The 24,650-nt window shown below is 59.7% G+C and carries 25 protein-coding genes and 1 pseudogene; 11 read left to right on the top strand and 15 right to left on the bottom strand.

From position 1 onward, the window contains the following. Positions 1-67: 67 nt before the first annotated feature. The 3 genes from HSW_RS04685 to HSW_RS04675 all read left to right on the top strand — a co-directional run bounded on the left by HSW_RS04685 (position 68) and on the right by HSW_RS04675 (position 2,846). On the top strand, positions 68-736 hold the full coding sequence (locus HSW_RS04685; protein ID WP_044004122.1) for an NAD-dependent epimerase/dehydratase family protein: 669 nt from the start codon (positions 68-70) through the stop codon (positions 734-736). A gap of 58 nt (positions 737-794) precedes the next feature. Beyond that, positions 795-1,361: a hypothetical protein gene (locus HSW_RS04680; RefSeq protein WP_044001023.1), complete on the top strand. Its 567-nt coding sequence runs from the start codon at positions 795-797 to the stop codon at positions 1,359-1,361. Positions 1,362-1,538: 177 nt separating this feature from the next. Beyond that, positions 1,539-2,846, top strand: coding sequence for a T9SS type A sorting domain-containing protein (locus tag HSW_RS04675; RefSeq protein ID WP_197031941.1), 1,308 nt, complete (start codon positions 1,539-1,541; stop codon positions 2,844-2,846). A gap of 129 nt (positions 2,847-2,975) precedes the next feature. Here the strand turns inward: HSW_RS04675 and HSW_RS04670 are convergent, their stop codons facing one another. From HSW_RS04670 to HSW_RS04635, 8 genes are all read right to left on the bottom strand, one after another. Further along, positions 2,976-3,242: a hypothetical protein gene (locus HSW_RS04670; protein ID WP_044001021.1), complete on the bottom strand. Its 267-nt coding sequence runs from the start codon at positions 3,240-3,242 to the stop codon at positions 2,976-2,978. A 184-nt stretch (positions 3,243-3,426) separates the two neighbouring features. Continuing rightward, a complete protein-coding gene (locus tag HSW_RS04665) occupies positions 3,427-4,086 on the bottom strand; it encodes an OmpH family outer membrane protein (RefSeq protein ID WP_052346118.1) in 660 nt (219 codons plus the stop codon). 109 nt (positions 4,087-4,195) lie between these two features. Beyond that, entirely contained in the window at positions 4,196-5,269 is a 1,074-nt protein-coding gene (locus HSW_RS04660; protein WP_316931411.1) for a succinylglutamate desuccinylase/aspartoacylase family protein, read from the bottom strand. A 228-nt stretch (positions 5,270-5,497) separates the two neighbouring features. After that, complete coding sequence (gene rimK / locus HSW_RS04655) at positions 5,498-6,439, bottom strand: 30S ribosomal protein S6--L-glutamate ligase (protein WP_052346117.1); 942 nt, start codon at positions 6,437-6,439, stop codon at positions 5,498-5,500. A 78-nt stretch (positions 6,440-6,517) separates the two neighbouring features. Continuing rightward, on the bottom strand, positions 6,518-6,979 hold the full coding sequence (locus HSW_RS04650; protein WP_044001020.1) for an ATP-dependent zinc protease family protein: 462 nt from the start codon (positions 6,977-6,979) through the stop codon (positions 6,518-6,520). Between the two features lie 119 nt (positions 6,980-7,098). Further along, on the bottom strand, positions 7,099-8,220 hold the full coding sequence (locus HSW_RS04645; protein WP_044001019.1) for a PQQ-dependent sugar dehydrogenase: 1,122 nt from the start codon (positions 8,218-8,220) through the stop codon (positions 7,099-7,101). Positions 8,221-8,334: 114 nt separating this feature from the next. After that, complete coding sequence (locus HSW_RS04640; protein WP_044004118.1) at positions 8,335-8,622, bottom strand: 2TM domain-containing protein; 288 nt, start codon at positions 8,620-8,622, stop codon at positions 8,335-8,337. Positions 8,623-8,798: 176 nt separating this feature from the next. Continuing rightward, positions 8,799-9,353 (bottom strand): DUF502 domain-containing protein, encoded by a 555-nt coding sequence (locus HSW_RS04635; RefSeq protein ID WP_044001018.1) that lies wholly within the window; start codon positions 9,351-9,353, stop codon positions 8,799-8,801. Positions 9,354-9,621: 268 nt separating this feature from the next. Between HSW_RS04635 and HSW_RS04630 the strand changes: the two genes are divergently transcribed. Together HSW_RS04630 and HSW_RS04625 are read left to right on the top strand one after the other, a co-directional pair. Further along, the gene (locus HSW_RS04630; RefSeq protein ID WP_316931426.1) at positions 9,622-9,855 is read left to right on the top strand and encodes a helix-turn-helix transcriptional regulator; all 234 of its coding nucleotides are present in this window, start codon (positions 9,622-9,624) and stop codon (positions 9,853-9,855) included. A 149-nt stretch (positions 9,856-10,004) separates the two neighbouring features. Further along, positions 10,005-10,700 carry an SDR family NAD(P)-dependent oxidoreductase gene (locus tag HSW_RS04625; protein ID WP_052346115.1) on the top strand — a complete coding sequence of 232 codons (696 nt, stop codon included), beginning with the start codon at positions 10,005-10,007 and terminating at the stop codon, positions 10,698-10,700. Positions 10,701-10,796: 96 nt separating this feature from the next. On the opposite strand, the gene HSW_RS04620 is transcribed toward HSW_RS04625, so the two are convergent. The 3 genes from HSW_RS04620 to HSW_RS04610 all read right to left on the bottom strand — a co-directional run bounded on the left by HSW_RS04620 (position 10,797) and on the right by HSW_RS04610 (position 12,970). After that, complete coding sequence (locus tag HSW_RS04620; RefSeq protein WP_044001016.1) at positions 10,797-11,681, bottom strand: 4-hydroxy-3-methylbut-2-enyl diphosphate reductase; 885 nt, start codon at positions 11,679-11,681, stop codon at positions 10,797-10,799. A 138-nt stretch (positions 11,682-11,819) separates the two neighbouring features. Continuing rightward, the gene (gene cmk, locus HSW_RS04615) at positions 11,820-12,536 is read right to left on the bottom strand and encodes a (d)CMP kinase (protein ID WP_052346114.1); all 717 of its coding nucleotides are present in this window, start codon (positions 12,534-12,536) and stop codon (positions 11,820-11,822) included. A 41-nt stretch (positions 12,537-12,577) separates the two neighbouring features. Then, positions 12,578-12,970 (bottom strand): hypothetical protein, encoded by a 393-nt coding sequence (locus HSW_RS04610; protein WP_044001015.1) that lies wholly within the window; start codon positions 12,968-12,970, stop codon positions 12,578-12,580. Between the two features lie 253 nt (positions 12,971-13,223). On the opposite strand from HSW_RS04610, the gene ade reads away from it, so the two are divergent. After that, positions 13,224-14,879, top strand: a complete 1,656-nt coding sequence (gene ade, locus HSW_RS04605) for an adenine deaminase (RefSeq protein ID WP_044001014.1) — start codon at positions 13,224-13,226, stop codon at positions 14,877-14,879. A gap of 179 nt (positions 14,880-15,058) precedes the next feature. On the opposite strand, the gene HSW_RS04600 is transcribed toward ade, so the two are convergent. Both HSW_RS04600 and HSW_RS04595 read right to left on the bottom strand, forming a co-directional pair. Then, a complete protein-coding gene (locus tag HSW_RS04600) occupies positions 15,059-15,397 on the bottom strand; it encodes a response regulator (protein WP_044001013.1) in 339 nt (112 codons plus the stop codon). 50 nt (positions 15,398-15,447) lie between these two features. Further along, positions 15,448-16,422 (bottom strand): annotated as a pseudogene (locus HSW_RS04595) (PLP-dependent cysteine synthase family protein); the annotation flags it as partial. Positions 16,423-16,669: 247 nt separating this feature from the next. On the opposite strand from HSW_RS04595, the gene sucD reads away from it, so the two are divergent. The 3 genes from sucD (at position 16,670) to HSW_RS04580 (ending at position 19,351) form a co-directional block, all read left to right on the top strand. Further along, positions 16,670-17,551, top strand: coding sequence for a succinate--CoA ligase subunit alpha (gene sucD, locus HSW_RS04590; RefSeq protein ID WP_044001011.1), 882 nt, complete (start codon positions 16,670-16,672; stop codon positions 17,549-17,551). Between the two features lie 148 nt (positions 17,552-17,699). Continuing rightward, positions 17,700-18,575 carry a hypothetical protein gene (locus HSW_RS04585; protein WP_044001010.1) on the top strand — a complete coding sequence of 292 codons (876 nt, stop codon included), beginning with the start codon at positions 17,700-17,702 and terminating at the stop codon, positions 18,573-18,575. After that, positions 18,572-19,351: a hypothetical protein gene (locus tag HSW_RS04580; protein WP_044001009.1), complete on the top strand. Its 780-nt coding sequence runs from the start codon at positions 18,572-18,574 to the stop codon at positions 19,349-19,351. Before HSW_RS04585 ends, HSW_RS04580 begins: the two co-directional genes overlap by 4 nt. Before the next feature lie 20 nt (positions 19,352-19,371). Here the strand turns inward: HSW_RS04580 and HSW_RS04575 are convergent, their stop codons facing one another. Next, positions 19,372-20,109, bottom strand: a complete 738-nt coding sequence (locus HSW_RS04575) for a hypothetical protein (RefSeq protein ID WP_044001008.1) — start codon at positions 20,107-20,109, stop codon at positions 19,372-19,374. Positions 20,110-20,630: 521 nt separating this feature from the next. Here HSW_RS04575 and HSW_RS04570 point away from each other — a divergent pair. Continuing rightward, positions 20,631-21,809: a PIG-L family deacetylase gene (locus HSW_RS04570; RefSeq protein WP_044001007.1), complete on the top strand. Its 1,179-nt coding sequence runs from the start codon at positions 20,631-20,633 to the stop codon at positions 21,807-21,809. A 68-nt stretch (positions 21,810-21,877) separates the two neighbouring features. After that, positions 21,878-23,764 carry a hypothetical protein gene (locus HSW_RS04565; RefSeq protein WP_044001006.1) on the top strand — a complete coding sequence of 629 codons (1,887 nt, stop codon included), beginning with the start codon at positions 21,878-21,880 and terminating at the stop codon, positions 23,762-23,764. Between the two features lie 20 nt (positions 23,765-23,784). Here the strand turns inward: HSW_RS04565 and HSW_RS04560 are convergent, their stop codons facing one another. Next, entirely contained in the window at positions 23,785-24,519 is a 735-nt protein-coding gene (locus HSW_RS04560; RefSeq protein ID WP_044001005.1) for a porin family protein, read from the bottom strand. Positions 24,520-24,650 lie beyond the last annotated feature (131 nt).

Below are 24,650 nucleotides of genomic sequence, written 5' to 3'. Positions count from 1 at the left end.
CTACGTAGAGCGGGAAGTTTCTGCCCGCTATTCTGCCCCAACCAAATCACCCGTTTACGCCGCCCCCATGTCTAAAACTGCCCTTATTGCCGGCGCCAGTGGCCTCATCGGCTCCCAACTGTTGCCGCTGCTGCTGGCCTCCAACCGCTACGACCGGGTAATTGCCGTGGGCCGTCGCCCGGTGCCGTTGGTGCACCCCAAGCTGGAGCAGCGCCTGCTTGATTTCGACCAGCTGGAAGACCACCGCCTCCAGCTCATTGCCGACGACGTGTTCTGCTGCCTGGGCACTACGCTGCGGCAGGCTGGCTCCCGGGAGGCCTTTTATAAAGTCGATTACCTGTACGTGGTGAAGCTGGCGGCCCTTACGGCTGCCAATTTTGCTTCTCAGCTGCTGGTCGTCTCGTCCATGGGGGCCGATGCCGGTTCGCGGGTGTATTACAGCCGCGTGAAGGGCGAAATGGAAACGACCGTGCGCCAGACGCCCTTCCGGGCCATCCATTTCTTCCGGCCTTCTTTGCTGCTGGGCGACCGGACTGAAAAACGTTTTGGGGAGCAATTAGGGGCTATGGTGCTGCGGGCATTACGGCCGGCCCTGCGCGGGCCGCTACGGAAATACCGCGCCATCGAGGCCGCTACCGTCGCCCGCGCCATGCTTCACGCCGCCGAGGCCGATGCTGCGGGTCTGCAAGTATATTCGTCGGATGCCATTGCGCGGCTAGGAGCCAGGGGGCAGTAATATTGCCAGCAGGTTTGTACTTTTGCCGGAAATCGAGTTATACCATTTTCTTTCCAGCATGAAGTATTTGTTTTTGGGTGCGGTGGCGTTCGGGTTGCTGACGGCCAGTGAAGGCGCGCAGGCCCAGAGTAAGAAGAAGGGCGGCTCCGGGGCCGGCTACACCACCGGCATTGGCCTGCGGGGCGGCGGCTGGTCGTCGGGCCTGACGGTAAAGCACTTCCTGAGCGGCAAGAACAACGTGGCCTTCGAGGGACTGCTGACCCGGGAGTATGCCGCCCGTGGAGGCCGCCTGACCTTATTACTGGAAAAGCATCTGCCGGTTTCCGATTTCAAAGGGCTGCAGTTTTACTACGGGGCCGGGGCCCATATCGGTTCCTATCGGGGCCGTTACTACTTTGAGGACGTCCGCTTCCGTCGCAACAAAGACAAATACTACTACCGGCAGTACTGGTACGATGATGCCAATTACATCGTGGGCGGAGCCGACCTGATTCTGGGCTTGGAATACAAAATGGAAGATCTGCCCTTCACTGTTGGCGTTGATTACAAGCCCTTCTTTGAAGTGTTTGATGGCTACACGGGCTTCTATAATGATGCGGCCGTAAGCTTACGCTTCGCGTTTTAGGTTTCAGCTGACGCCTTTCGATCAGGCATACTCAGAACCCGGCTCCGCTTTGGTGGGGCCGGGTTTTTATATGAATTTTCCACTATACAATATGCGCTCAATTCTGTATCTTCCCAGGTCGGTTGGGATTCAGCCGACCCCGGCCCGCTCAAGCATACGCCCATGATACCGTTCCGCTTGCTTTTACTGCCGGGGTTGCTGGCGGTTGCGACTTCCACCACCGGTCAGCTGCTGCCCAAAGCCCTTTCCCGCGCCACGCACTATACCACTGCCAACGCAACGCCCGCGCCACAGGCCCGCCAGACTACTGCCTACCGGCCCCGGCAGGCGGTACGCTACGGCTGGGACGCAGTTACTGCCACCTGGAGCAACCCGCTCCTCGACCAGTTCACGTACGATGCCCAGGGCCGCCCTACCGAAATCATCACGGCCGATTCGGCCACCGCTACCGCCTTTCGGCGGACGCAGTACTTCTACGACGCGCAGGGCCACCCGACGGAGGAAATTACCCAAACCGGCAACGGTGCGCCCTGGATCAATGAGTTTCGGTACGTGAGCACCTACGATGCCCAAAACCAGCTGACGGAAGAGCTTAGCCAGGACTGGAACGGCAATGCCTGGCAAACCACCGATGGGTACCGCTACCAGAACACCTACGCCGGCGCACTGCTCACGGAGCAAACTGTGCAGGTCCTCAACGCTGGCAGCTACCAGAACGATGCCCGGTTTCAATACACGCTCAGCAACGGGCAGTGGTCGGAAGTGGTGGCCCAACGCTGGGACGGTACGGGCTGGGTGAATGAGGAGCACCTGACGGACCTGACTTGGCACAACTGGCCTGCCCGGCAACCAGCCGCCTTCCAGGTGCAGGCGTGGCTGAACAGCGGGCAGTGGGCCGATTTTCAGCGCCACACGCTCAGCTACGGGGCTACCGGCACCGTAACGCAGCTCATTGAAGAAGCCCAGCCCGCCGGCACCTGGCAGAATTTCAGCCGCTACACCGAGCCCTACGACACGCAGGGCAACGACCTAGGCTACCGACAGGAGGACTGGCTCAATGGCGGCTGGGTGCTTACCAATGAGCTGCGCGCCCAGCTGCGCTACGACGCCCAGAACCGCCTCACGCGCCGGACGGAGCAGCTGTATTCGCCCATTACCGCGCAATTTGCCAACCGACAGCGCATCAACTACGGCAACTTTCAGGATATCATCACGGCTAGCCTGGCCCGCCAATTGGCTGCGCCTCTCCACCTCTACCCCGTGCCGGCTACCGAGGTGCTGTATGTGGAAGCGGCCGGCTCCCCCGGCACGTTAACCGGCCCGCTGGAAATCCGGACACTGACCGGGCAGCTGGTGCAGCGCGCCACGGTCACAACGCAACGCGGCACATTGCGGATACCGTTGCCCGCGCTGGCCTCCGGCACCTATCTGCTTTACCTGCCCACCAACCAAGGCCGCGTGGTACAGCGTTTCGTACGGGAGTAGGTTGACATACAGTTATGAAAAGCAAAAGGCGCCATAACGAATGTTACGGGGCCTTTTGCCTGGTCATTTATTTTGATGATTGCCGGGCCTGAACGCGAACTGCCATGTTCGGGCTACTGTGCCAGTGGTTTACCGGACCCGCACGTAGCGGTGGGGCCGGCCGCCGTAATATGGGCGCGGGGCCGGGGCCACAATAACTGGCCGGGGCCGCACAATAACAGCCGGGGCCGGGCGGTAATAGGTTCGGTACGGGCGGTAATAAGGCTGCGGCGGATACGGGCGCGGCCGTACCACCACCGCCGTATTAGGCGCAGTAGCCACGCAACTCGTCAGGAAAGAAGCGGCGGTTATCAGCAACAGGGCTATCAGAGCCGGTAGTTTCAGGAAGCTTTTCATAGTCGGAACAGGTAAAAGCCGGCGCCTGGGCAGCGCGGCCGGGTCGTAGGTTGGACGCCCGCCAACCGGCCAGGTTTAAAAAGCCTGTTCTGTTTGTGTTTACCGAGTAGCCGTTGCAGCCCAAAAACAGCGGCGGCCCGATTAAGACAATCGGGCCGCCGCGAGAAATAGGGTTTGCAGGACGCTATTTTTTCGCGCCGCGGTACTCGTCGTTGAGGTGTTTGAGCACGGCGTTGGTAATGTCCAGGTCTTTGCGGCCGTAGGCAATAGTGCCGCTGGGAGCAGCAATGAGGATGAGGCGGTAGCCGTTGCTTTTGCCGTACTTCTCAATCTGCTTATTGATGCGCTCCAGCACCTGTTGGGTCATTTTAGCTTCTTCTTCCTGAGCTTGGCGCTGCAGCTTTTCCTGTTCCTGAGCTACCTGGGCCTGGCGCTGCTGGAGCTGCTGCTCGGTGGTGGCGCGCTGCTCCTGCGTCATGCCCTCAGCCTTCTGCTGGTACTGCTGCACGGCCGTCTGGAAACCGCGCACCAGCGTCTGGTTCTGGGCTTCCCAGCGGCGGGCTTTCGTCTCGAAGGTTTTGCGGGCGTCTTTCATGCCCTGATAGCCATCCAGCATCCGCCCCGATTCCACGTAGGCTACTTTTTCGGTGTCAGCTACGGCTACCAAGTCGTCGGTTTCCTCGGCCGGCGCGGTGGTTACGGTACCCGTGGAGTCAGTGGTTTGCACGACGGCTACCGGTTTGCGGGCCGTAGTGGCGGGTTTAGTGGCGAAGTGCAGGTAGAACAGCACGGCCACGGCAATGGCCAACACTACATTGATGGCCAGTTGAAGAGAGTTTTTCATTCAGAAACTAGGAAAGGATACAAACCGCCGTCGGGCGGGCGGCCAAAGTACGGGAAAGTTGGGCAGATGCCGGAATGACGCTGTTCTTCTTCCCTTGCTCCGGCACCCATTAGTTCACCACTTCCTCCCCGGCTTCTTCATCTTCCTCGGTTTCGATTTCGGTGGGTTTGGTGGGTTTTTCGTCGAACGGAGCCGTGAGGTCGGTACGGCTGAGGGCGGTATCGGTACGGCCTACATGTACTAAGGCATCCCCTTGGTTAACGACCGGCATATGGTTGAGGCCAATAATGTACCCGGCTACCGGCGACTCCAGCCGCACGGAATGTTCTCCGTACGGGTCGGCTACGGAGCCGAAAACCTCCCCTTTCTCGATGTACTGGCCCGGTTTCACGATGCTCCGGAACAGGCCAGCATACTTGGCCCGCAGCCAAGTGGAACGCATGCATACTACAGTTGGTCGGGCAGGCGGTGGGGCCTCGGGCAGCATCTCCAAGTGATGCAGTACCCGGAGCGCGCCCGCAATGCCTAAATCAATGCCTTCCTCATCCAGCCGCAATGACTCGCCGGTTTCGTACACGATAATCCGGCGGCCCTCCTGCATGGCGGTTTCGCGCAGGGAGCCCGAGCGCAGACCGGCGTGCAGGGTAAACGGCGCCCCAAAGGCAGCGGCCAGCGCATCAGTTTCCTCATCTTGGTGCAACAGGCAGCGCAACTGCGGAATGTTGGCCCGCGCCGCACCGCCCGTGTGAAAATCAATGCCGTAGTCAATCAGGGGCATGATTTCGCGCATGAAGCGAGCGGCCACGCGGCTGGCTAGGGACCCGCGCGGGTTGCCGGGAAACGAGCGGTTCACATCCTTGCCATCGGGCACTTCCCGCGAGAAGTTCAGAAAGCCGTAGATGTTGAGGATGGGAATGGCCAAGATGGTGCCGCGCAAAGGCCGCAGCATGTCGCGGCGGATCATGCGCCGGATGACCTCGATGCCGTTCACTTCGTCGCCGTGCATGCCGGCCAGCAGCAGCACCGTAGGCCCGGGCTCGTGGGCCCGGAATACGTGCACCGGGATGTCGATAACCGTACCCGAGGGCAGGCGCGAAATTACCAGCCGCGTGAGCACCTGCTCGCCGGGAGCAATGGTGAGGCCATTCAGACAAAGCAAATCGGGGGCGGCGGAAGGCAGCAAAGGCAGGCAGCAGTTGTGGCCCTGCGCAGCGGGCCCGGTGGCAGAACAATACACAAGCACCCGGCCCCTGCTCCCTGCTCCCTCTTCCAGCCGGCACGCTCACGTCGGAAGATACGCAACTCGCCCCGCCCCTGATCCGGCAGCTGACAGTCATCGGGTTGGTTGTCGCCAGCGGATGTCAGCACGGCGTCGTCCGGACGGCCTGCATGGCTACCGGCCCGCGTCGGGTCAGTCGGCCTGGGTATCGGGCCGGACGGCAGCCGAGGTGGCGGGGTCCGCCACCTTTTTGGTCTTTTTCAGGGCCAGCTGGGCGGTGTAGTCGATGATTTTACCGGCAATATCGAGGCCGGTGGCTTTTTCGATGCCCTCCAGACCGGGCGAGGAGTTGACTTCCAGCACTAGCGGACCGCGCTTGCTCTGCAGCATATCTACGCCGGCAATGCCCAGGCCCAGGGCTTTGGTAGCCAGCAAAGCGGCGGCTTTTTCGGCGCGGGTGAGCTTCACCAGCGTGCCGGAGCCGCCCCGGTGCAGGTTCGAGCGGAACTCGCCTTCCTTGCCCTGCCGCTTCATGGCTCCCACTACCTCGCCGTTTACCACGAAGGCCCGCAGGTCGGCGCCCTTGCTTTCGGCAATGAACTCCTGCACAATGATGCGGGCCTTCAGGTTGTGGAAGGCCTCAATCACCGACTGGGCCGCCTTTTCCGACTCGGCCAACACCACGCCCAGGCCCTGGGTACCCTCCAGCAGCTTGATGATGACGGGCGCCCCGCCCACCTGCTGGATCATTTCGGGCACCTCGTTGGAGTAGTTGGTGAAGGCCGTTTTGGGCATACCTACGCCGGCCCGAGCCAGAATCTGCATGGAGCGGAGTTTGTCGCGGCTGCGCACAATAGCCTGGCTTTCCACGGCCGTGCGCACCTTCATCATCTCAAACTGACGCACCACAGCGCAGCCGTAAAACGTCACGGAGGCCCCAATGCGCGGGATAATGGCGTCGAAGCCTTCCAGCTTCCGGCCCTGATAGATGATGCCCGGCTTGCCTTTTTCCAGCACCAGGTTGCAGTGCAGATGGTCCACCACCACGGCCTCGTGGCCACGTTGCTCAGCGGCTTCCACCAGCCGGGCGGTGGAGTACAGCTTCGGCTCACGCGACAGAATCGCCAATTTCATGGGAGGGGTACTTAGGAGAGAAGATAGGAGCAGAAGCGCGGCTCAAAGATAAGCGGCCCCGGTGGCACCCGGCGCGGTTTAGCGCGCGGCCAGCTGATTTTTATACGAAACGTTGCGCCGGGCCACGTCGACCACCAGCCGGGCCTGCCGCAGCAGCACGCGACCCAGCAGCACCGGATAGCGCATATCGGACCGGTCAGAAAGGGAGAATTCAGTTTCGAAATCCTCCCCAAACAGCCGGATGCTGGCCCGGATAACGTACCGCTCCTGCACCTCCCCGTTGGAGGAACGGATGTCGCGCAGCGTGAATTCCTCAAACTGCATCGGGGAGCCGTCGAAGTTAGGGTGTGAGGGGTCGAGGAGCTGCACATGCAGCCGCTGCCGGCCCGCAGCATCGGTTTCTACGTGAATGTTGGAGCAGTGAATAGCCCCGGTGTAGGCACCAGTATCCACCTTGGCCTCCACGCCCCACAGCTGAAACTTCGGAAAATCAACCAGTTCCCGCCGTCCTACGGTGCGTTTCGGTGCGCGCTGTTTCATAGCAAAGGTGAAATGGTGAATTAGTGAAAAGGTGAGTTTGCCGTGCTACCGGCGCAATATGCACAGGCAGCGTTAATAGAACGGCAAACTCACCCTTTCACTAATTCACCATTTCACCGCTAGCCTTTATAGCTGATGCGGTATACAGCATCATTCTGGTCGTCGGAAACAAGCAGAGAGCCGTCAGGGAGCACTAGCAGACACACGGGGCGTCCCCAGGGCGTCTGGCCCTGCAGCCAGCCTTCAGCGAAAGTTTCGTAACTGAGGGCCTGCTTGCCGGTGGCATCGAGCTTCACGAGGCTAATGCGGTAACCTACTTTGCTGCTACGGTTCCAGGAGCCGTGCTCAGGAATAAAAATCTGGTTGCGGTAGGTTCCCGGAAACTGCTTGCCGGTGTAGAATTTCATGCCCAGGGCCGCTACGTGCGGCCCTAGCTTACGGGCAGGCTTCACGTAGGTAGCCGCCGATTTGCCTTTGCCCAGCTCGGGGTCGGCTACGTCGCCGGCAAAGAAATACGGAAAGCCAAAGTGTTGGCCGGGGCCAGCGGCGCGGTTCAGCTCGTCGGCGGGCAGGTTGTCGCCCAACTGGTCGCGGCCATTATCGGTAAACCACAGAGCCTTGTCCTGGGGGCTCCAGTCGAACCCTACCGTATTGCGCACCCCGTAGGCAAAGGTTTCAAGCCCGGTTCCGTCGGCATTCATGCGGTTGATGGTGGCATAAATGGGCTCCTCGGGCAAACAGGTATTGCAGGGCGCGCCCACCGGCACGTACAGCTTGCCATCGGGCCCGAAGGCGATGTAGCGGTAGCCGTGCCACTCCTTATTGGGCAGCTTGCCATACACGACCACCGGCTTGGGCTTTTGCCGGAGGCGGGTGGCAATGTTGTCGTAGCGCAGAATGCGGTTGATTTCGGCCACGTAGAGAGCACCGTTGCGCACAGCCACGCCGTTGGGCGCGTTCAGGCCGGTGGCTACCGTCACTACTTCGTCGGCCCGACCATCCTTGTTACGGTCAGGCAGGGCGTACACTTTATCGTCCTTGGTACCTACGTACACGGTACCATCGGGGCCCACGGCCAACTCCCGGGCACTTTTCACGCCCTGCGCGAAGTAACTGATGGCGAAGCCGGCCGGCAGCTTAATCTTAGTCAGGTTAGCATCGGGAGCCGGGACGGGTTTCGGCTCGGGCACAAAGGCGGCCAGCGGAGCCAGCAGCAGCGGAAGGAGAAGGCGCGTATTCATACTGCCACTAACCCGCTTCTGCCGCCGAAGGTTGCTTATTTAGTTGGCAGTTGCCAAGTGTCAGTTTTGGGTTGTGTTGCAATGACGAACAACTGACAACCAGCAACTGATAACTCATCCCTCATTCGCCCGCTGACGGAGCAGGCGCTCATACTCTCGCTCCGAGAGGTGGGCCTTGCCGAAGCCACCGTACACGCCCACCCCGTTCATAAACACGCCGATGCCCCAGAACACTGTCGACCAAACGGGCCACGGAATACCATTGGCGCTGTGACGGTCCGTCAGCAGCCAGATAGTCCAGAGCAGCGCGTTTACAGCGAAGTACGTGAACAGATGCGACTTGAATTTGGCACGAGCCTTTGCAATGCGCCATAATTGGGGGTCACGAGCCGGAGTTTCCATGATGTGGGGGGTGTTTAGGTAGTAGGATGAAACAAACCTATCCTTTTCAGGAAGATACTGAAAACCCAGGTTACCCAAACGGCCGTTTCGCGTACTTGAACCGTCAAAAAACCCACCCGAACTGTGGAGCAGTGGTGAAGTTGTGAAAGTTCAAATGGTAGAGTTTCTGTCACCACTCATCCCAGCCGCGAGACGCCGCCGGAGACAATGAACTTCATGACTTCGGAGCTGGGCAGGTCGAGGTAGGTAATACTCTGAATGGGTACCAGCACCAGCTCCCCCGAAAAGTTATAGGAGTGCGGAAAATACACGGCCAGCAGGTCGTCGCGGTGAATAGCCTGCATGCTGGGCTGGGTTACGAAGCCCATTTTGAAGGTTTGTTCCTGGGCACTTGTGCGCACCAGCACCGGCCGGTTGAACTTCTGATTGTCGCCCACGAAGGCATCGAACAGGTCTTTGAGGCTGGAGTAAATAATACTCACCAGCGGCGTACGGTGCAGCAGCCGCTCCGTGATGATGAGAAAAGGCCTTACCAGAAACGATTTGGCCACGAAGCCCACCGCCGTTATCAGCAGAATAGCCACCACCAGCCCCAGGCCCGGCACATCAAAGCTCAGGCCGGCAAACAGCTCATTAAGCCAGCGCAGTAGCGCGTACAGAATATAAATGGTGAGCCCTATGGGGGCCACAATGAGAAATCCGCTGAGGAAGTAGTTAAGAAGACGACGCATGCAGAGCAGAATAAGGCGGCGGTGCTACCAGCCGCCGTGCACCGCAAGATACCGGTACCCGCATACAAGTAACAGCTCCCCTATCGGCATTACCGAAGAAGCTGTACTATCCGGGCCGAATAGCGCGTCAGCGTAGCGTAGCAGCGGGTATAGCCTCCGGTTGCCGTATCTTTGAATTTCACAACCACGAATTCATAAAAACGCCTCCGTTAGCCAAGTTTTACCATGACCTGACGGCCTGCACCGGCGCTGACCTGAGCACTTGTCCGTGCACGTCAATCACCTCAGCAAAGTGCTCAAGAAAAGCACTGGCCGCACAACCACCGAACTGATCAGCAGCCGGATTGCTCAGGAAGCCAAAGCCCTGCTCCGGCAAACCAACTGGACTATGACAGAAATTGCGGATAGCCTGGTGTTTGCCGATGTAGCGCACTTTTCCAACTTCTTCAAGCGCCAGATGGCTCTTGCGCCCGGCACTTACCGGCTGCAGGAAATAGTTTGATTTCTACATAAAACGGATTGACCCTCACAATTCCCCTGCCGGTGGTCTGACGGACCTTTGTCGTGTTCTTACATCACGTCAACTCTACCCGATGACAACCACCAAAATTGCCCCTATTACCGGCGGCAGCCGGTAATAGGGGCAAAAACATGGCGCTGAGCCTCGCCCGCAAAGGCATTGACATTGTACTCACCTACCACAGTCAGCAAGCCGAAGCCGCCGCTACTGTGGCCGAAATTGAAGCCCTCGGCCGCAAGGCTGTAGCTCTGCAGCTGAACACGGCGGAAACTGGCAGCTTCGACGCTTTTTACACACAGCTGACCAGCACGTTACACGTCACCTTTGGCACCGACCGGTTCGATTTTCTCATCAACAACGCCGGCACGGGTCTGACTGTGCCCTTCGCCGAAACCACCGAAGTGCAGTTTGAGGAAATGCTTAACGTGCACCTCAGGGGCGTATTTTTCCTGACCCAGAAGGCCCTGCCTTTTCTGCAGGATGGCGGCCGCATCATCAATATTTCCTCGGGTGTGACGCGGTATTCATTTGCCGGCGCTTCGGCCTACGGTATTATGAAAGGTGCGGTGGATGTATTCACGCGCTACCTGGCGCTGGAGTTGGGTGCCCGGGGCATTGCAGCCAATGTGGTAGCACCGGGGGCCGTGTTTGGCGGCGGCGCTATGCCGGACACGCCGGAAATGCGCACCTACGTCGCCCAGATGACGGCTTTAGGCCGGGTAGGCCTCGCCGATGATGTGGGCGGCGTGGTAGCTTTCCTGTGCACCGAAGAAGCCCGCTGGATCAACGGGCAGCGCATAGAAGTAACGGGTGGCATGATGCTGTAGGCCGGCCCCCGCTACCTGCATAAAGCCCCGAAGAGGCAGCCGGCGCACCAAATGCGCCGGCTGCCTCTTCGGGGCTTTATGCGGATGAGTTATGAGTTACGCTACGTGCTCGGCTACTTCCTCAATCCGGTCCTTCACGCGCTGCATCAGCCACATGGGGGTACTGGTGGCCCCGCAGATACCAACCGAGTCAGCTCCGTGGAACCATTCGTCCTGCATTTCCTCCTCGTTTTCCACGAAGTAGCTGCGCGGATTGGTTTTGTTGACCACCGAGAACAGGGCCTTTCCGTTGGAGCTTTTACGGCCGCTCACGAAGATGACAACATCATGCTGTTCAGCAAACCTGGCCAGAGCCGGCTCCCGGTTGCTCACCTGCCGGCAAATGCTGTCGTTGGCATCAAACGACTCCAGGGAGCCACCGGCGGCCCGGATCCGGTCCTCTATCACCGCTTTCATGTGGTAGAAGCCGGCCGTGCTCTTAGTGGTCTGGCTGAACAGGGTCACGGGCCGGGAGAAATCCACCTGGTCGAGGTCCTGCTCGGTCATGACAATGATGGCTTGGTTGAGCGTCTGGCCCGCGAGGCCGGTTACTTCCGCGTGGCCGGGCTGGCCGTAAATGACAATCTGGCCGTTCTGGCGGGTGCTGGTGTCGAAGGCGTGCTTCACACGGTTTTGCAGCTTGAGCACTACGGGGCAGGAGGCGTCAATCAGCTCGATGTTGTTGCGCAGGGCCAACTCGTAAGTGGCCGGCGGCTCACCGTGCGCCCGGATGAGCACCTTGGCGTCGTGCAGTTCCTCTAGCTGCTCCCGGTCAATAATGCGCAGGCCCAGCGCGTGGAGGCGTTCCACCTCCATGCGGTTGTGCACAATGTCGCCGAGGCAATACAGGGTATCCTGCTGGGCCAGCTCGTCTTCGGCCATCTGAATGGCAAACTCAACGCCGAAACAGTAGCCGGAATTCTTATCGATGGTGACGTTCATGAGCTCCTTAATTTAGGGCTACCCGGCAAGAATCCTTCCCCTACCGCGCGGCCGAATGCGCCTCTAGCGAATCCTGTGCCTCAACTCTAGTTACAACAGGTGAAAGCCGAAATTTTCTTCCCTGCACCCGGCTGCTACCTATTTTATTTCCTTCGGTTCCCAGCCGGCCGACGCCAGAGAAAATAGCTTAGCCGACACGCGCTCAAGCACGAAATCCACCTGCTCGTCAATCATCATGTGGGTGGTATCGAGCAGCACGGCATCGGGGGCGCGGCGCAGGGGGCTTTCGGTGCGGGTAGAGTCGAGGTGGTCGCGCTTGCGTAGGTTTTCTACAATGTCTTCCACCGGCACGTGCTCGTTTTTGGTAGCCAGCTCCTCCTGCCGGCGCAGGGCGCGGGTGAGCACCTCGGCCGTCATGAACACTTTCACTTCGGCATCGGGGAAAACGGTGGTACCAATGTCGCGGCCATCCATCACCACGCCGCGCTTGCGGGCCATGCGCTGCTGCTGGCGCACCATGGCGTGGCGCACTGCTGGAATTCCCGACACCTCGCTTACGAGGTTGGAAATGCGCATCTGCCGGATTTCGTCCTCCCGCACCACGCCATCGAGGCACAACTCATTACGGCCGGTTTTGCGGTTGCGCTTGAAGGCAATCTGCATTTCGTGCAGGGCCTGCTCCACGCGGGGCAGGTCCGCAAAATCAATGTTGTGCTCCAATAAGTGCAGCGTCACGCCCCGGTACATGGCCCCGGTATCAATGTAGGCGTAGCCCAGCTCGGCAGCCACGGCCTTGGCCGTCGTGCTTTTGCCGCAGGAAGAATAGCCGTCGATGGCAATGACGATTTTTCGCATGACAGGTTCGCTGCTGGGCTCAGACTGACGGAAAGGACTCACTAAATCCAGGATTTACGGCCCGGCTTGGCGGCCAGACGCTCGGGTACACCCGCGAAAAACGTGGCTACCGACTGGGCCAGGCCCTTGGTCAGTTGCTCGCTTACGCGGTAAAATGGATTGAAAAAGCTGGTGCCGTTGAGGCCCACGCCGGTGCTGCCATCGGGGCCCTTGGCCCACTCACCGCCGTACTCCGTCACGAGGCACTGGCCCAAGAAGCAGCCCAGAGCTGTAATTACGCCCTGGCGGTCGGCTTCTTTCACCGTAGTGCGCTGCGCTTCGATGAACTCGGCCAGACGCTGCACGGCGGCAGCATCATACTGGTTGACGTGCAGCGTCTGGCGCACGGCTTCGGCGGCGGCTACCAGCGCGGCAACGGGATTTTGGTCGGGCATGAACAGAGCGTTAGTGACTTTCGCAGGGACAGGGAATCTTGCCGAACTTGGCTTTCCGCTTGATGGAGGCCGTTTTTTTCTGCTGCGGCGAGCGGGTAGCACAGCCCGCCGTCAGCAGGCCTGAGCCCCCGAGCAGGGCGGCCAGTAGCAAAGTCACAATCTTTCTCACGGCGCGGATTTTCGGCAAATATACGGTTCTTTACCCGTTAGCCGCCCGGCGACCGTACTTTTCACCGTGCTTCCCTCCTGCCCTATGCCCGCCGATTTTTCGCTTCAGGCCAACGTTATCAACCTCTTTCAGAACACGATAACCCCAGCCACCCTTCATATTGCCGCCGGCCGTATCCAGCGCATTGAACCTACCGGTGCTTCGGCTCCCGACCCCACGCTCCCCTACGCCCTGCCCGGTTTTGTGGATGCCCATGTGCACGTGGAAAGCTCTTTGCTGGTGCCCTCCGAGTTTGCCCGTCTGGCCGTGGTGCACGGCACCGTCGCTACCGTTTCCGACCCCCACGAAATTGGCAACGTACTGGGTGTGGCCGGGGTAAAGTACATGCTGCAGAACGGGGCGCAGGTGCCGTTTAAGTTCTGCTTCGGCGCGCCATCCTGCGTACCCGCTACGCCTTTTGAAACCGCCGGGGCTGAAATCACCGCCCAGGACATCGAGCATCTGTTTCAGGAGCACCCTGAAATCGGCTACCTGGCCGAAATGATGAACTGGCCGGGCGTGCTGAACCGCGACGAGCAGGTGATGGAGAAAATCCGGCTGGCCCAGCAGCACGGCCGCCCCGTGGATGGCCACGCCCCCGGCCTGCGGGGCGAGGACGCGGCCCGTTACGCCTCGGCCGGCATCAGCACCGACCACGAGTGTTTCACGGCCGAAGAAGCGCTTGATAAGCTGGCCGTGGGGATGAAGGTGCTAATCCGAGAAGGCTCGGCGGCCCGCAACTTCGAAGCTCTCATCGACCTGCTGCCGGAGCACTACGAGAACCTGATGTTCTGCTCCGACGACAAGCACCCCGACACTTTGTTGCTGGGCCACATTAACCAACTGGTACAGCGGGCCGTGGCGCGGGGCCAGGAAGTGCTGAAAGTGCTGCGCGTGGCCTGCCGCAACCCCGTGGAGCATTACAACCTGCCCGTGGGCCTGCTCCGCGAGGACGACCCGGCTGACTTTATCGTGGTGGACAACCTGACTGATTTCCCGGTGCGCCAGACATACCTCAACGGGGAGTTGGTAGCCGAAAACGGCCGAACCCTGATTCCGGCCGTGCCGGTGGCCGTGGTCAATAACTTCGACACCAACCCCACCGCCCCAACCGATTTCGCGCTGCCCGCCCCACAGGCGGCGGCCACCGTGCGCGTTATCGAGTGCTTCGACGGCCAGCTCATCACGGCCCGCCACGACCTGCCTGCCCGCGTGGAAAACGGCCTCGTCCTGCCCGACATAGCGCAGGACGTACTCAAGCTAACGGTGGTGAACCGCTACCATGCTGCCCCGCCGGCCGTGGCTTTCATCCAGGGCTTCGGGTTGCAAGGCGGTGCCCTGGCCAGCAGCGTCGGCCACGATTCGCACAACATTACTGCCGTTGGCTGCGACGATGCCAGCCTAGCGCGCGCCGTAAACCTAGTCATTGCGGCCCGGGGCGGTTTGGCCGTCGTTACGGCTGATGGGCGGGAATTGGTGCTTCCCCTGCCCGTGGCCGGCCTCATGTCGGACCAGGAAGGCTACCACGTAGCTGAAGCCTACGCCGCCGTAGATGCGTTGGCAAAGGAGCTGGGCTCCCCGCTCCAGGCTCCGTTTATGACGCTTTCCTTTATGGCCCTGCTCGTCATCCCCAGCCTCAAGCTCAGCGACAAAGGTCTGTTCGACGGCGAAGCCTTCCGCTTCGTGGAAAACGTGGTGTAAAATGGAGAAGCGAGACTAGAGAAGTGAGAGGAGAGACTTTCGTTCTGGCAATGTGCCATTGAACGAAAGTCTCTCCTCTCACTTCTACTAGTCTCGCTTCTATTACTTAAAACCGCTTTTTGAGTAGTTTCTCCATCTTTTCCTCGGTCAGGGGCTTAGCCAGATACTCTACGCCTTCGTTACTGGGCCACGCGGGCGGTGTCAGCGGCGTGCATGGAGGTGGTGAGTACGGCCATAACAGTTTGCTCCCGCACTGAATCAGGCAGGGCACTGTAGAGCTTTAGAAACTCGAAGCCATCCATGCCTGGCATTTTCAGGTCTACAAATACCAGGTCGGGCGCGTCCTCGGCCGGCACTTCGCCTTTGGAGCCGCCCCAGATCTGCTGGTAGGCCTGTTCGGCTTTGGAGAAAGTGTGTACCTGATCGGCCACTTCCAGCCGGCTCAGCAGCCGGTTATTCAGGAAGCTGGTCGTTTCGTTATCGTCTACCAGCACGACGTTCCGCAGCTTTCGGGCCATAATTGGGGTGTATTGATGAAGTAAGACAAGCAGCTGCGGCCTCGGGCTTATAACCAGCCCTGCGCCCGCATCCAGTCGTCGTTATAGATTTTCCCCAGGTAGCGCGTACCGTGGTCAGGCAAAATGATGACCATCGTGTCGCCTTCCTGCAGGTATTCTTTAGCATATTCCAAGGCCCCATGCACTGCCGAGCCGCACGACCAGCCTACGAACAGGCCTTCTTCTTTGGCTAAGCGACGCGTCATGACGGCAGCGTCCTGATCGGTTACTTTAATGAACAGGTCAATCAAGTCGAAGTTAACATTCTTGGGCAGAATATCTTCCCCAATGCCTTCCGTCTTATAAGGATAGATTTCGTTCTCATCGAAAATCCCCGTCTCCTTGTATTTCTTGAACACCGAGCCGTACGTATCGAGGCCCACCGTTACCACGGCCGGGTTCTGCTCCTTCAGGTACTTGGCCGTGCCGCAGATGGTGCCGCCGGTTCCTACGCCACAGGCCAGGTGCGTGATGGTGCCTTCCGTCTGCTTCCAGATTTCGGGGCCGGTGCTTTCGTAGTGCGCCGCCGTGTTCGACATGTTGTCGTACTGGTTGGGGTAGAACGAGTTGGGCGTTTCCTCGCTCAGGCGCTTGGCCACCGAGTAGTAAGAGCGCGGGTCTTCGGGGGCCACATCTACGGGGCAGACCACCACCTGCGCACCCACGGCCCGCAGAATGTCCTGCTTTTCCTTGCTCTGCTTGTCGCTCATCACGAAGATGCAGCTGTAGCCTTTGGCAATGGCGGCCAGGGCCAGGCCCATGCCGGTGTTGCCGCTGGTGCCCTCGATGATGGTGCCGCCGGGCTTGAGCAGACCAGCTTTTTCGGCGTCTTCCACCATTTTCACGGCCATGCGGTCTTTCACCGAGTTGCCGGGGTTGAAGTATTCTACCTTGGCCAGCACGGTGCCTTTGATGCCGTCGGCGACGCGGTTGAGTTTCACCAGCGGCGTATTGCCGATGGCCTCAACGATGTTATTAAAGTACATGGGTGAGAAGGGTAAGCGGTTTTGAGAGAGAGGGCCGCAAAGGTACGGATTTCGGGTGGGAGCGGCAGGGTGCCGCCCGCAGTAAGTGACACCAACAGCCCCGCGCCGCTCAGATACCGTGTTTCCGCGGGAATGACAAACAATGCTTCGCCCAACAGGCAAAAAAGCCTACTTTTGCGCACCGTCGGTTTTGCCCGGCGGCCTAGTACCCCACCCTCAACCCGCATCTTCCGCTAACCCCACTTCTATGAGTGTTCTGGTAAACAAGAATTCCAAAGTGATTGTGCAGGGCTTCACCGGCTCCGAAGGCTCGTTTCACGCCCAACAGATGATTGAGTACGGCACCAACGTGGTGGGTGGCGTAACGCCTGGCAAAGGCGGTTCGCAGCACCTGGAGCGTCCCGTGTTCAACACCGTGGCCGAGGCCGTAGCCGAAACCGGCGCCGATACCAGCATCATCTTCGTGCCGCCGGCTTTCGCCGCCGACGCCATCATGGAAGCTGCCGACGCGGGCATTAAAGTTATCGTAACCATCACCGAAGGCATTCCAACCAAGGATATGATTGCGGTGAAGGAATACCTGAAGGGCCGCGAGGGTCTGCGCATGATTGGGCCGAACTGCCCCGGCGTGATGACCGCCGGCGAGTGCAAAGTGGGCATCATGCCCGGCTTCATCTTCCAGAAAGGCCGCGTGGGCATCGTGTCGAAATCGGGCACGCTGACCTACGAGGCCGTTGACCAGCTCACCAAAGCCGGCCTGGGCCAGACCACGGCTATCGGCATCGGCGGTGACCCCATCATCGGGACCACCACCAAGGAAGCCGTAGAACTGCTCATGAACGACCCCGAAACCGAGGGCATCGTGATGATTGGCGAAATTGGCGGCGGCATGGAAGCCGAAGCTGCTCGCTGGATCAAGGAAACCGGCAACAAGAAGCCCGTGGTAGGCTTCATCGCCGGCCAGACCGCACCTCCCGGCCGCCGCATGGGCCACGCCGGTGCCATCGTAGGTGGTGCCGACGATACGGCTGCCGCTAAAATGGCCATCATGCGCGAGTGCGGTATCCACGTGGTGGATTCGCCCGCTGAAATCGGTGACACCATGCTACGCGTACTGGGCGCGAAGTAATCTTCGCCTGCCTGTTTGCCTGACCGGCCGCTTCTGCTACGCAGAGGCGGCCGGTTTTTTTGCGCCGGATCGTATCTTATTCGATATACGCTATATACTTGTGCCCTCGGCCTGGCAGCGGCCCGCCGGGTTATCCGACTACTTTCTTATGTTTTTGCTATTATCCTCCTCGCTTCTGCTGCTTACCGCATCCCCCGACACTGCCCGCCTGCGCCAGCACCTGCCGGAAGTAAACGTGCATGCTCAGCCCCGCCTGCTGACGCTAAGTCCGCCCGGCGAAACCAGAGGCCTGCGCACCGCTTTTGGGCGGGAACTGACGCCTGGGCGCGCCGTAGCCGTGTGGCACGGGCCGCCCGATACAGCGCGGGTGTACGTGGTGCGGGCCGTACGGCTGCGGCTGGGTGCGCGCATGCCTGAAACGGTGCAGGACCTGCCCAAACACCGTCGCAACCTGCCCGAAGGCCGTCTGCAGCTCTGGCTTAGTCCGGGAACCCTTACTGCCGGCCCCGAAACCGCCCGGAATCTGCTGACGCAGCCGCTGCTGCTCACGGCCGAAACAGCAGTGGAGAAAAAGGGCTGGCTCCGGTTTGATGTTTCAAGCCAGCGGCTGCTCCTGCCCCGGGCCGGCGTATTTGTGGTAGCCGCTGGCCTACCTACCATCCCAGAGGAAACCTTCGTGCGCCACCGGATTCTGGCCGCCACGTACGACGGCAAAACGCCTCCGCAGGACCTGGATTTTCGGAAAATACAACCCGGCACGAGTACCCGCTCCTATGGCTACGAGGAGCTGCGCCGCCCCGATGGTAGCACACGGCTGGTAGCAACAACAACTTTCCCGACCCTGGCTTACCGGCTGGTGAATACGGCAGCGGATTGTCATTCCTGGCTGCTGGTCGGCCGGCGGGGCCAGCCCCCGAGTTGGCAGTCGGTACCGCAGGACCTGGCCCCGATGCGCCGGGCACTGCCCCGGGAATCGGTGAGCGACTACAATTATGAGCTGGAACTGGAAGTGGAAGAATTATGAACCTGCATTTACCTCTGCTGCTGCTATTGCTCAGCCCCGTTATTGCCCACGCCCAACTGACAATCACCGACTCAGCCCGCACTATTGCCTTGCCAGAAGTAGCGGTACGGGGGCATGTAGCAAGGTCGGTGACGGGTACGTTTCACGGCAGCTACATCCGGGGTACGCGCCCCCTGGTGCCTCAGCAGCGCTGCGTTGTGTGGCTGCCGGCTCCCGATTCCGGCCAGACATACACTTTGGCTTCGCTGGTGATACCGTTGCACTGTCGCTTTACGGCGGGGCGTTTACAGGTGAGCCTCCACCAACGGGGAGCGGGAGCGGAAATGCTGGGGCCGGAACTGCTGAAACAGCCTTTTTTGTTTGCGCCACCTGATTCTATCCCCAAGCGCCGGACGCAGTTGCGGCTCGACTTGCGCAATCAGCGCATACAGTTGCCTGCAGCCGGGATATATGTGGTATTGGAGAGCCTGCCGACAGTTGCGGATGAAGTGTTTATCCGGCGTGATTACATCCAACGACGCAAAACCAAGAAGGACGGTTCAGCCGTAGTGCAGCCGTACATTCTTACCCAGCGCGGCACTGACACTACTACCATCTGGACCCCTACCGATGCATTTCCGAAGCTGCGCCAGAGTCCGGCGGGCTACGTTTCGAATACCTGGATGCGCTGGGCACCACATCTGCCCTATAAGCGGGAAGGCCTGCAGACGTTCCGGGGTAAATCGGTGCAGGCGTTTGATACGGTGGTCATGTTGGAACTGGAGCCGATTGAATGAAACAGCAACGCTACGAGGAGTTAGCGTTTCTTTGGCCGCATAGCGGGCTGCCAACCGATACCGATACTCAGCAGCGGCGTGGGCACCCCGGCAACCTCCCAACGGGCATCGGCCACCCTATCTGGAATGGCTAAGGAGCGGGCGGAGTTGCGCAGAGAGCTAATGGATAAGCCGAGCGTGCTCTGGGCAAACCACTGCTCACTCCCAAACAACCATTGCCGCCGAAACAGCATGATTTCATGCCGGAAGGACCCGAAGTCGGCCAGCCCCACCGCATCCTGGCTAACCTGGTAGAACTCCACGTACGCCAGCCGGTACGTCAGGCCCAGCCAGCTGTTGGGTAGTTCCCAGGCCGCCCCAACCTGCCCGAACAGCTTACTGGTACGCCCCTGCACGTCGTCGCAGCCCCAGAGGCAGGTGCGCCGGCGCGTGACGCCCAGGCCGCCCCCACCGATGACCGTCAGCAGCCCATTGGTTCCGAACTCCCGGTAGCCGCCAATACCGAACTCGGCCTGACGGGTGCGCAGGTACGTATCACCGCCCGTTTTTACTCCTACCGTTCCGGCCCCGGTCAGCAGCATGTGCGGAGCCGGCGAATACGCTCCCACCGCTTCCAGCCGCCCCGAAAGCTGCATACTGGCGTGAATTTCAGCTTGTCCAACCTCCGTCAGCAACGGCATGGTTGGCTGCACGGGAGCATAAACGGTGCAGCCTCCCAAAATCAGGCCGATGACAGGCAGCAGATACGAATACCACATATAGCACAAAGGATACTTTCAGCAAGAGTACTCATCCGGCAGCAAGCCGCAAAATCATTTCTGCACCAGATCCGGGTTTTCTGCTTTACAGCCTGCTTTCCGCAGAACCGGGAAGCAGGCTGTAAAGCAGAAAACCCGGATCTGGTGCAGACTTTCACTGTATTTTACAGTTCTGTTGCCTCCATGTAGCGGCGTTTTCAGGTGGCGGTTTAGCATACTTGGCAGAGCACTCTGCTTACCTTGTTGCTAGTTATTTACGCCCGGTTATTCAGTCTAAAAATCCGCTGAATGAGGCGTTCTGCCGTTTTATACAGGCCATTGACTAGCTCGATTCCGCCGTTGGTCTAAAGAATAAACCGCGAAGGAAAAATTCCCGCAGCTGAACCGATAACTTTGGAAGTACAGGGACTCCCTCACCCTGCTCCCACTGCTACCAGATGAGAAAAACCATACTCTGGATTCTTCTACTAGGAATAGTTTGTCAACGCCCGGCAACCACTTATGCCCAAATAGGTAGCCCCATGCCGCCGGCCTGCTCCACTACCCAGGCCACACCCAAATGGACGGCTGTTCTAACGGCGCACCCCGATGACTGGCAGTTGTTTATGGGGGCTGCCGTGTGCGAGGAAGTACGCCACACGCGCCGCAAAACAGTTTTCATCTGTCTGACGGGAGGACAGGCCAATGAGCCGGCTGATGCCTACTGGCAAAGCCGCGAAGCAGGTCACCGGGCATCCGTACGGCAAGCTGCTGACTTGGCTACCCCGGCCGCCAGCATTGTTCCGGCTGTTACCCGCTTGGTTATCAATGGACATAGCCTTGATGTGTACCGCTATCAGAATACGGTAGCCTACTATCTGCACCTGCCGGATGGTGGAGTACATGGCCGGGGGCTGGCGCGCGGTAATTTCCAGAGTCTGCAGCAACTGCGGGATTACGGCCGCCCGCTTACTCCGCTGAACGGCGGCGCGCCTTACGTTTCGTGGAATGATCTGAGCCAGACGATTCGCGGCCTGCTGATGCGTGAGGCCATCAAAGGCCAGCTCACCCTACACATTCCGCAGGCAGAGGCGCGGTGTAACCCCGGCGACCATTCCGACCATTACTTGGCCGGCGCATTAGCCCAGCATGCTATGCAGCAGCAGGAATGCCGGTTTTTTAAGTACGTGGGCTACGATGTAAGCCGCCGGCCCGTCAATCTGACGGCCAGTCAGCAGAACAATCAGCGTCAAGTGTATAAGGCCTACTGCCAGACGATGACCGATCAGCGCCAGGGCGACCCCTGGGATGCGAAGCATCTGGCTTTTATTGGACATCAGTACGTGCAGGTAAAACACCAGACCGGCCAGGTGCTGCAGCCCGAACGGCCCGTTGTTGCCTCTTCCATCTCCGATGAGGAAGTGGCGAAAGATGAGGACGCGCTCCTGGATGAAAAGCTGAATCTGTTGCCCAACTATCCGAATCCTTTTGCTCAATCCAGTTTACTGGTGTATCAGCTACCCCTACCAGCCGCCGTGTGGCTGCGGGTGCTGGATATGCAGGGTCGCGAAATTCTGCTGCTGCAAAATGGCACTACCCAGCCAGCTGGCCAGCATGAGGTCTGGCTGGACGTCCAACGCTTTCCGGCGGCCGGTACCTATGTAACTGAGTTGCGGGTTGGCCACCACAGGCGGCTGCGCACCGTGTCAGTAGTGCGGTAGTTGCCGCCCGAATAATCTGTTCATCATTTCTTCGGCGTGAGCTTCTCTTCACGCTCCGCACTTCCAGTATGCGTACTTCATTCGCGGCGGTTTGGCGCTGGCGGCCCTCCCATAACCTTTTGCTGGCCCTGGCCCTGCTGTTTCAAGCCCTGCTGGTTATGCGGGCTTTTGGGCAATTGGTGCTGCAGCCGGGCCAGCATCTGCTGGTCACCACACAGGACGGAGCCAAAAACTACTTCACCTTTCAGGCCTACATTCAGCAGCCCTGGCAGAACGGTTTGGGCTGGTTTGGCCTGATGAATTACCCGTTCGGAGACTATGTCTTCTATACCGATAACACCCCTTTGCTGGCCATTCCGGTTCGGCTCTGGTCACATTATATCTTCGACCTCACGCCCTACGCGCTGGATGTGTACCACTGGCTGCTGCTGCTGGGCTTCTTCGTAAGTACGGCGCTACTGGTAGCCATTCTACGCCGCCTGGTGCAGCATTGGGGGCTGGTGCTCATTTTTGCCGTGGTTTTGCCCTGGCTGAATCCACAAACCAGCCGCCTGCTGGTGGGCCATTTTAACCTGTCGTACAGCTGGGTGGTACTACTGGCCATCTGGGGCCTGCTGGGTCTCTACGAGCGGGCGCAGACTGGCCGGCCTATCTGGCGGTGGGTGCTGGGGCTGTTACTGGGCTTTATTGCGGCCGGCCTGGCTCACCTGTACTACCTGCCTTTGCTGGCGCTTACCACGGCCGGTTTTTTTGCGTGGTGGCTGCTCCCGCGCCAGCAATGGCGGTCCTGGTCGCTCAGCGGAGCCGGGTTGCTGCTTACGTTGGTACCGTTTGCCGTATGCTTTCTGGCAATTCGCCTTTCCGATGGCTATTACGCGTTGCGCAGCATGGAGGCAACGGGCTTCAATTTTGCACCCTGGAAGCTCCAGCTTTCCGCCCTAATCCGGACGAACAGCTATGAAACCGTGCATTTCTGGCTGGCACCCCGGGAGCAACCAACCTACGAATCGGTGGCATACCTGGGGGCGTTTGCCCTGTTCGGACTGACGTTTTTTGCCGGGGCCTGCGTAGTACGCAGGCCAGCCGTTCAACGCTTTCAGGCGGCTTGGCGGGCAACGCCCGAGCGGGCTTTCCTGGGCGTGCTCTTGGGCGCGGCCCTGGTTGGGCTGGCGGTGTCAATCGGAACTGAATATAGTGTAGCGGACGGCCAGTATACTTTTCAGAACTACTTCAGCGCATTTTACTACCTGCAGAAGCTGACTGCTGCCGTTACCCATTTTCGGGCGGTGGCGCGATTCAGTTGGCCGTTCTTCTGGGCCGTTAACCTGCTCGTGTTGGCAAGCCTCGATTTCTGGCTGCGCTTCAGCCGCTGGCCCGGACGCTGGGCCGTGATGGTGGCACTGGTAGCACTGGCCTTGCTCGATACCCGCGACACGGTGAAGCACTACCGCAAATCATTACTGCCCGATGTACTCACCAACGAAAAGGAGTTTCCGGAGCTGCAGCCACTGTTGCAGCAGCTACACCCCGAGCAGTATCAGGCCATTTTGCCGGTACCGTTTTTCCACGTAGGCAGCGAGGATATGGCCCTGACCGTGGATGATGACAATGCGCATTCCCTCCACGCTTACCAGCTGGCCCTGCACACCAACCTACCCCTGATGGCCAGCAAGCTTTCCCGCACGCCGCAGGCGCATATTCAGCAGCTTCGCAGCATCTTCAGCCCCCAGGGCCCGACTCCAAAGCTGCGCCAGCAGCTTCGCGCGGCAGGCAAGCCAATTCTGGTGTTATTCGACCAGAGCTATTATGATGGAACCAACCTGTTAAGCAGGCAGCAAACCAACCCCCAGGCCCGGCAGCTCATTGAGGCCGGGGCCGCCCTGCCCGCTCAGCAACAGCTCACCCTCGTAGCCGAAACCGGCAACCTGCGGTTATACCGCTGGGACGTACGCTAGCAATCCGTCGCCTCTTTTTCTTACTTCCCCCCCTGTTGCCCACCCACGTTCACCACCAGCCCGAACTGAAACACAGAGTTGGCGGCTTTCAGAAACTTGCGGTGCCGCAGCCCGAAGTTGCTGCCGCTGATAAGCTGAAAATCCAGCGGACCAACCAGATTGATGCGGGTGTAGGTGATGGGCTCCAGGAATACATTGTCTTCGGGTGCCTGGGCCTGGCCGTCGAGACGGAAATTGGTGAGCGTGACGTAACTGGCGCGCAGGGCCGTGCCGTAGGTCACGGGCCAGTCGCGGCCCAGTACGTGGTAGGTTTTCTTGTCCTTGGAGGTATAGTTGACCTGCACGAAGTATTTATCGAGGCTGCCTTCGAGGGTGCGGGTGATGCCTTCGGCCGGCGTACGCTCCACCCGCTTGGTGCGGCCCAGGCCGTAGCCTCCGTACACTTCCAGCACGCGGGAGTCGCGCAGACGGGTGTAGTATCCCAGGCCCAGTTCGCCGAAGTCATGGTCCTCGGCCCGCTTCTTTTTATCGGTGTGCAGAAACGAAGCCGAGCCCATTACCCCCAGGTGGTCGGTGACGGCGTAGGCGCCCTGCACGGCGGTGTTCTGGCTGAAGTTGGTATGAATACCCCCGCTCCACTCACCCTTCTGCGTGAGCAGCGGCACCTGGGGCGGCGGCGGAAAGTATAACGATGAACAGCCCGCCAGCAGCGGCAGAAACAGCAGAAACGCAACGCGACGAAGCAGGTACAGCATAGGCAGCGGAAGGTAGGGAGTTGGCCTCAGAACGTCGGCAGCCGGGTTTCGTTGTGCAGCGGCCAATCGGGCCAGTATTAGCCCGACGGTTCCGGATGAATTCCCGTATAGCCGGTGCGGCTTACTGTCCG

The organism is Hymenobacter swuensis DY53, from assembly GCF_000576555.1.
Lineage (GTDB): Bacteria > Bacteroidota > Bacteroidia > Cytophagales > Hymenobacteraceae > Hymenobacter > Hymenobacter swuensis.
The sequence above is the reverse complement of the archived record's forward strand: the minus strand, read 5'-3'. Positions and strand labels throughout refer to the sequence as shown.

Excerpts from the sequence above, each read along its gene's own strand:
- HSW_RS04685 (WP_044004122.1), top strand. The coding sequence starts at position 68 with ATGTCTAAAACTGCCCTTATTGCCGGCGCCAGTGGCCTCATCGGCTCC.
- HSW_RS04680 (WP_044001023.1), top strand. The coding sequence starts at position 795 with ATGAAGTATTTGTTTTTGGGTGCGGTGGCGTTCGGGTTGCTGACGGCC.
- HSW_RS04670 (WP_044001021.1), bottom strand. The coding sequence starts at position 3,242 with ATGAAAAGCTTCCTGAAACTACCGGCTCTGATAGCCCTGTTGCTGATA.
- HSW_RS04665 (WP_052346118.1), bottom strand. The coding sequence starts at position 4,086 with ATGAAAAACTCTCTTCAACTGGCCATCAATGTAGTGTTGGCCATTGCC.
- rimK (WP_052346117.1), bottom strand. The coding sequence starts at position 6,439 with ATGAAATTGGCGATTCTGTCGCGTGAGCCGAAGCTGTACTCCACCGCC.
- HSW_RS04650 (WP_044001020.1), bottom strand. The coding sequence starts at position 6,979 with ATGAAACAGCGCGCACCGAAACGCACCGTAGGACGGCGGGAACTGGTT.
- HSW_RS04645 (WP_044001019.1), bottom strand. The coding sequence starts at position 8,220 with ATGAATACGCGCCTTCTCCTTCCGCTGCTGCTGGCTCCGCTGGCCGCC.
- HSW_RS04640 (WP_044004118.1), bottom strand. The coding sequence starts at position 8,622 with ATGGAAACTCCGGCTCGTGACCCCCAATTATGGCGCATTGCAAAGGCT.
- HSW_RS04635 (WP_044001018.1), bottom strand. The coding sequence starts at position 9,353 with ATGCGTCGTCTTCTTAACTACTTCCTCAGCGGATTTCTCATTGTGGCC.
- HSW_RS04625 (WP_052346115.1), top strand. The coding sequence starts at position 10,005 with ATGGCGCTGAGCCTCGCCCGCAAAGGCATTGACATTGTACTCACCTAC.
- HSW_RS04620 (WP_044001016.1), bottom strand. The coding sequence starts at position 11,681 with ATGAACGTCACCATCGATAAGAATTCCGGCTACTGTTTCGGCGTTGAG.
- cmk (WP_052346114.1), bottom strand. The coding sequence starts at position 12,536 with ATGCGAAAAATCGTCATTGCCATCGACGGCTATTCTTCCTGCGGCAAA.
- HSW_RS04610 (WP_044001015.1), bottom strand. The coding sequence starts at position 12,970 with ATGCCCGACCAAAATCCCGTTGCCGCGCTGGTAGCCGCCGCCGAAGCC.
- ade (WP_044001014.1), top strand. The coding sequence starts at position 13,224 with ATGCCCGCCGATTTTTCGCTTCAGGCCAACGTTATCAACCTCTTTCAG.
- HSW_RS04600 (WP_044001013.1), bottom strand. The coding sequence starts at position 15,397 with ATGGCCCGAAAGCTGCGGAACGTCGTGCTGGTAGACGATAACGAAACG.
- sucD (WP_044001011.1), top strand. The coding sequence starts at position 16,670 with ATGAGTGTTCTGGTAAACAAGAATTCCAAAGTGATTGTGCAGGGCTTC.
- HSW_RS04585 (WP_044001010.1), top strand. The coding sequence starts at position 17,700 with ATGTTTTTGCTATTATCCTCCTCGCTTCTGCTGCTTACCGCATCCCCC.
- HSW_RS04580 (WP_044001009.1), top strand. The coding sequence starts at position 18,572 with ATGAACCTGCATTTACCTCTGCTGCTGCTATTGCTCAGCCCCGTTATT.
- HSW_RS04575 (WP_044001008.1), bottom strand. The coding sequence starts at position 20,109 with ATGTGGTATTCGTATCTGCTGCCTGTCATCGGCCTGATTTTGGGAGGC.
- HSW_RS04570 (WP_044001007.1), top strand. The coding sequence starts at position 20,631 with ATGCCGCCGGCCTGCTCCACTACCCAGGCCACACCCAAATGGACGGCT.
- HSW_RS04565 (WP_044001006.1), top strand. The coding sequence starts at position 21,878 with ATGCGTACTTCATTCGCGGCGGTTTGGCGCTGGCGGCCCTCCCATAAC.
- HSW_RS04560 (WP_044001005.1), bottom strand. The coding sequence starts at position 24,519 with ATGCTGTACCTGCTTCGTCGCGTTGCGTTTCTGCTGTTTCTGCCGCTG.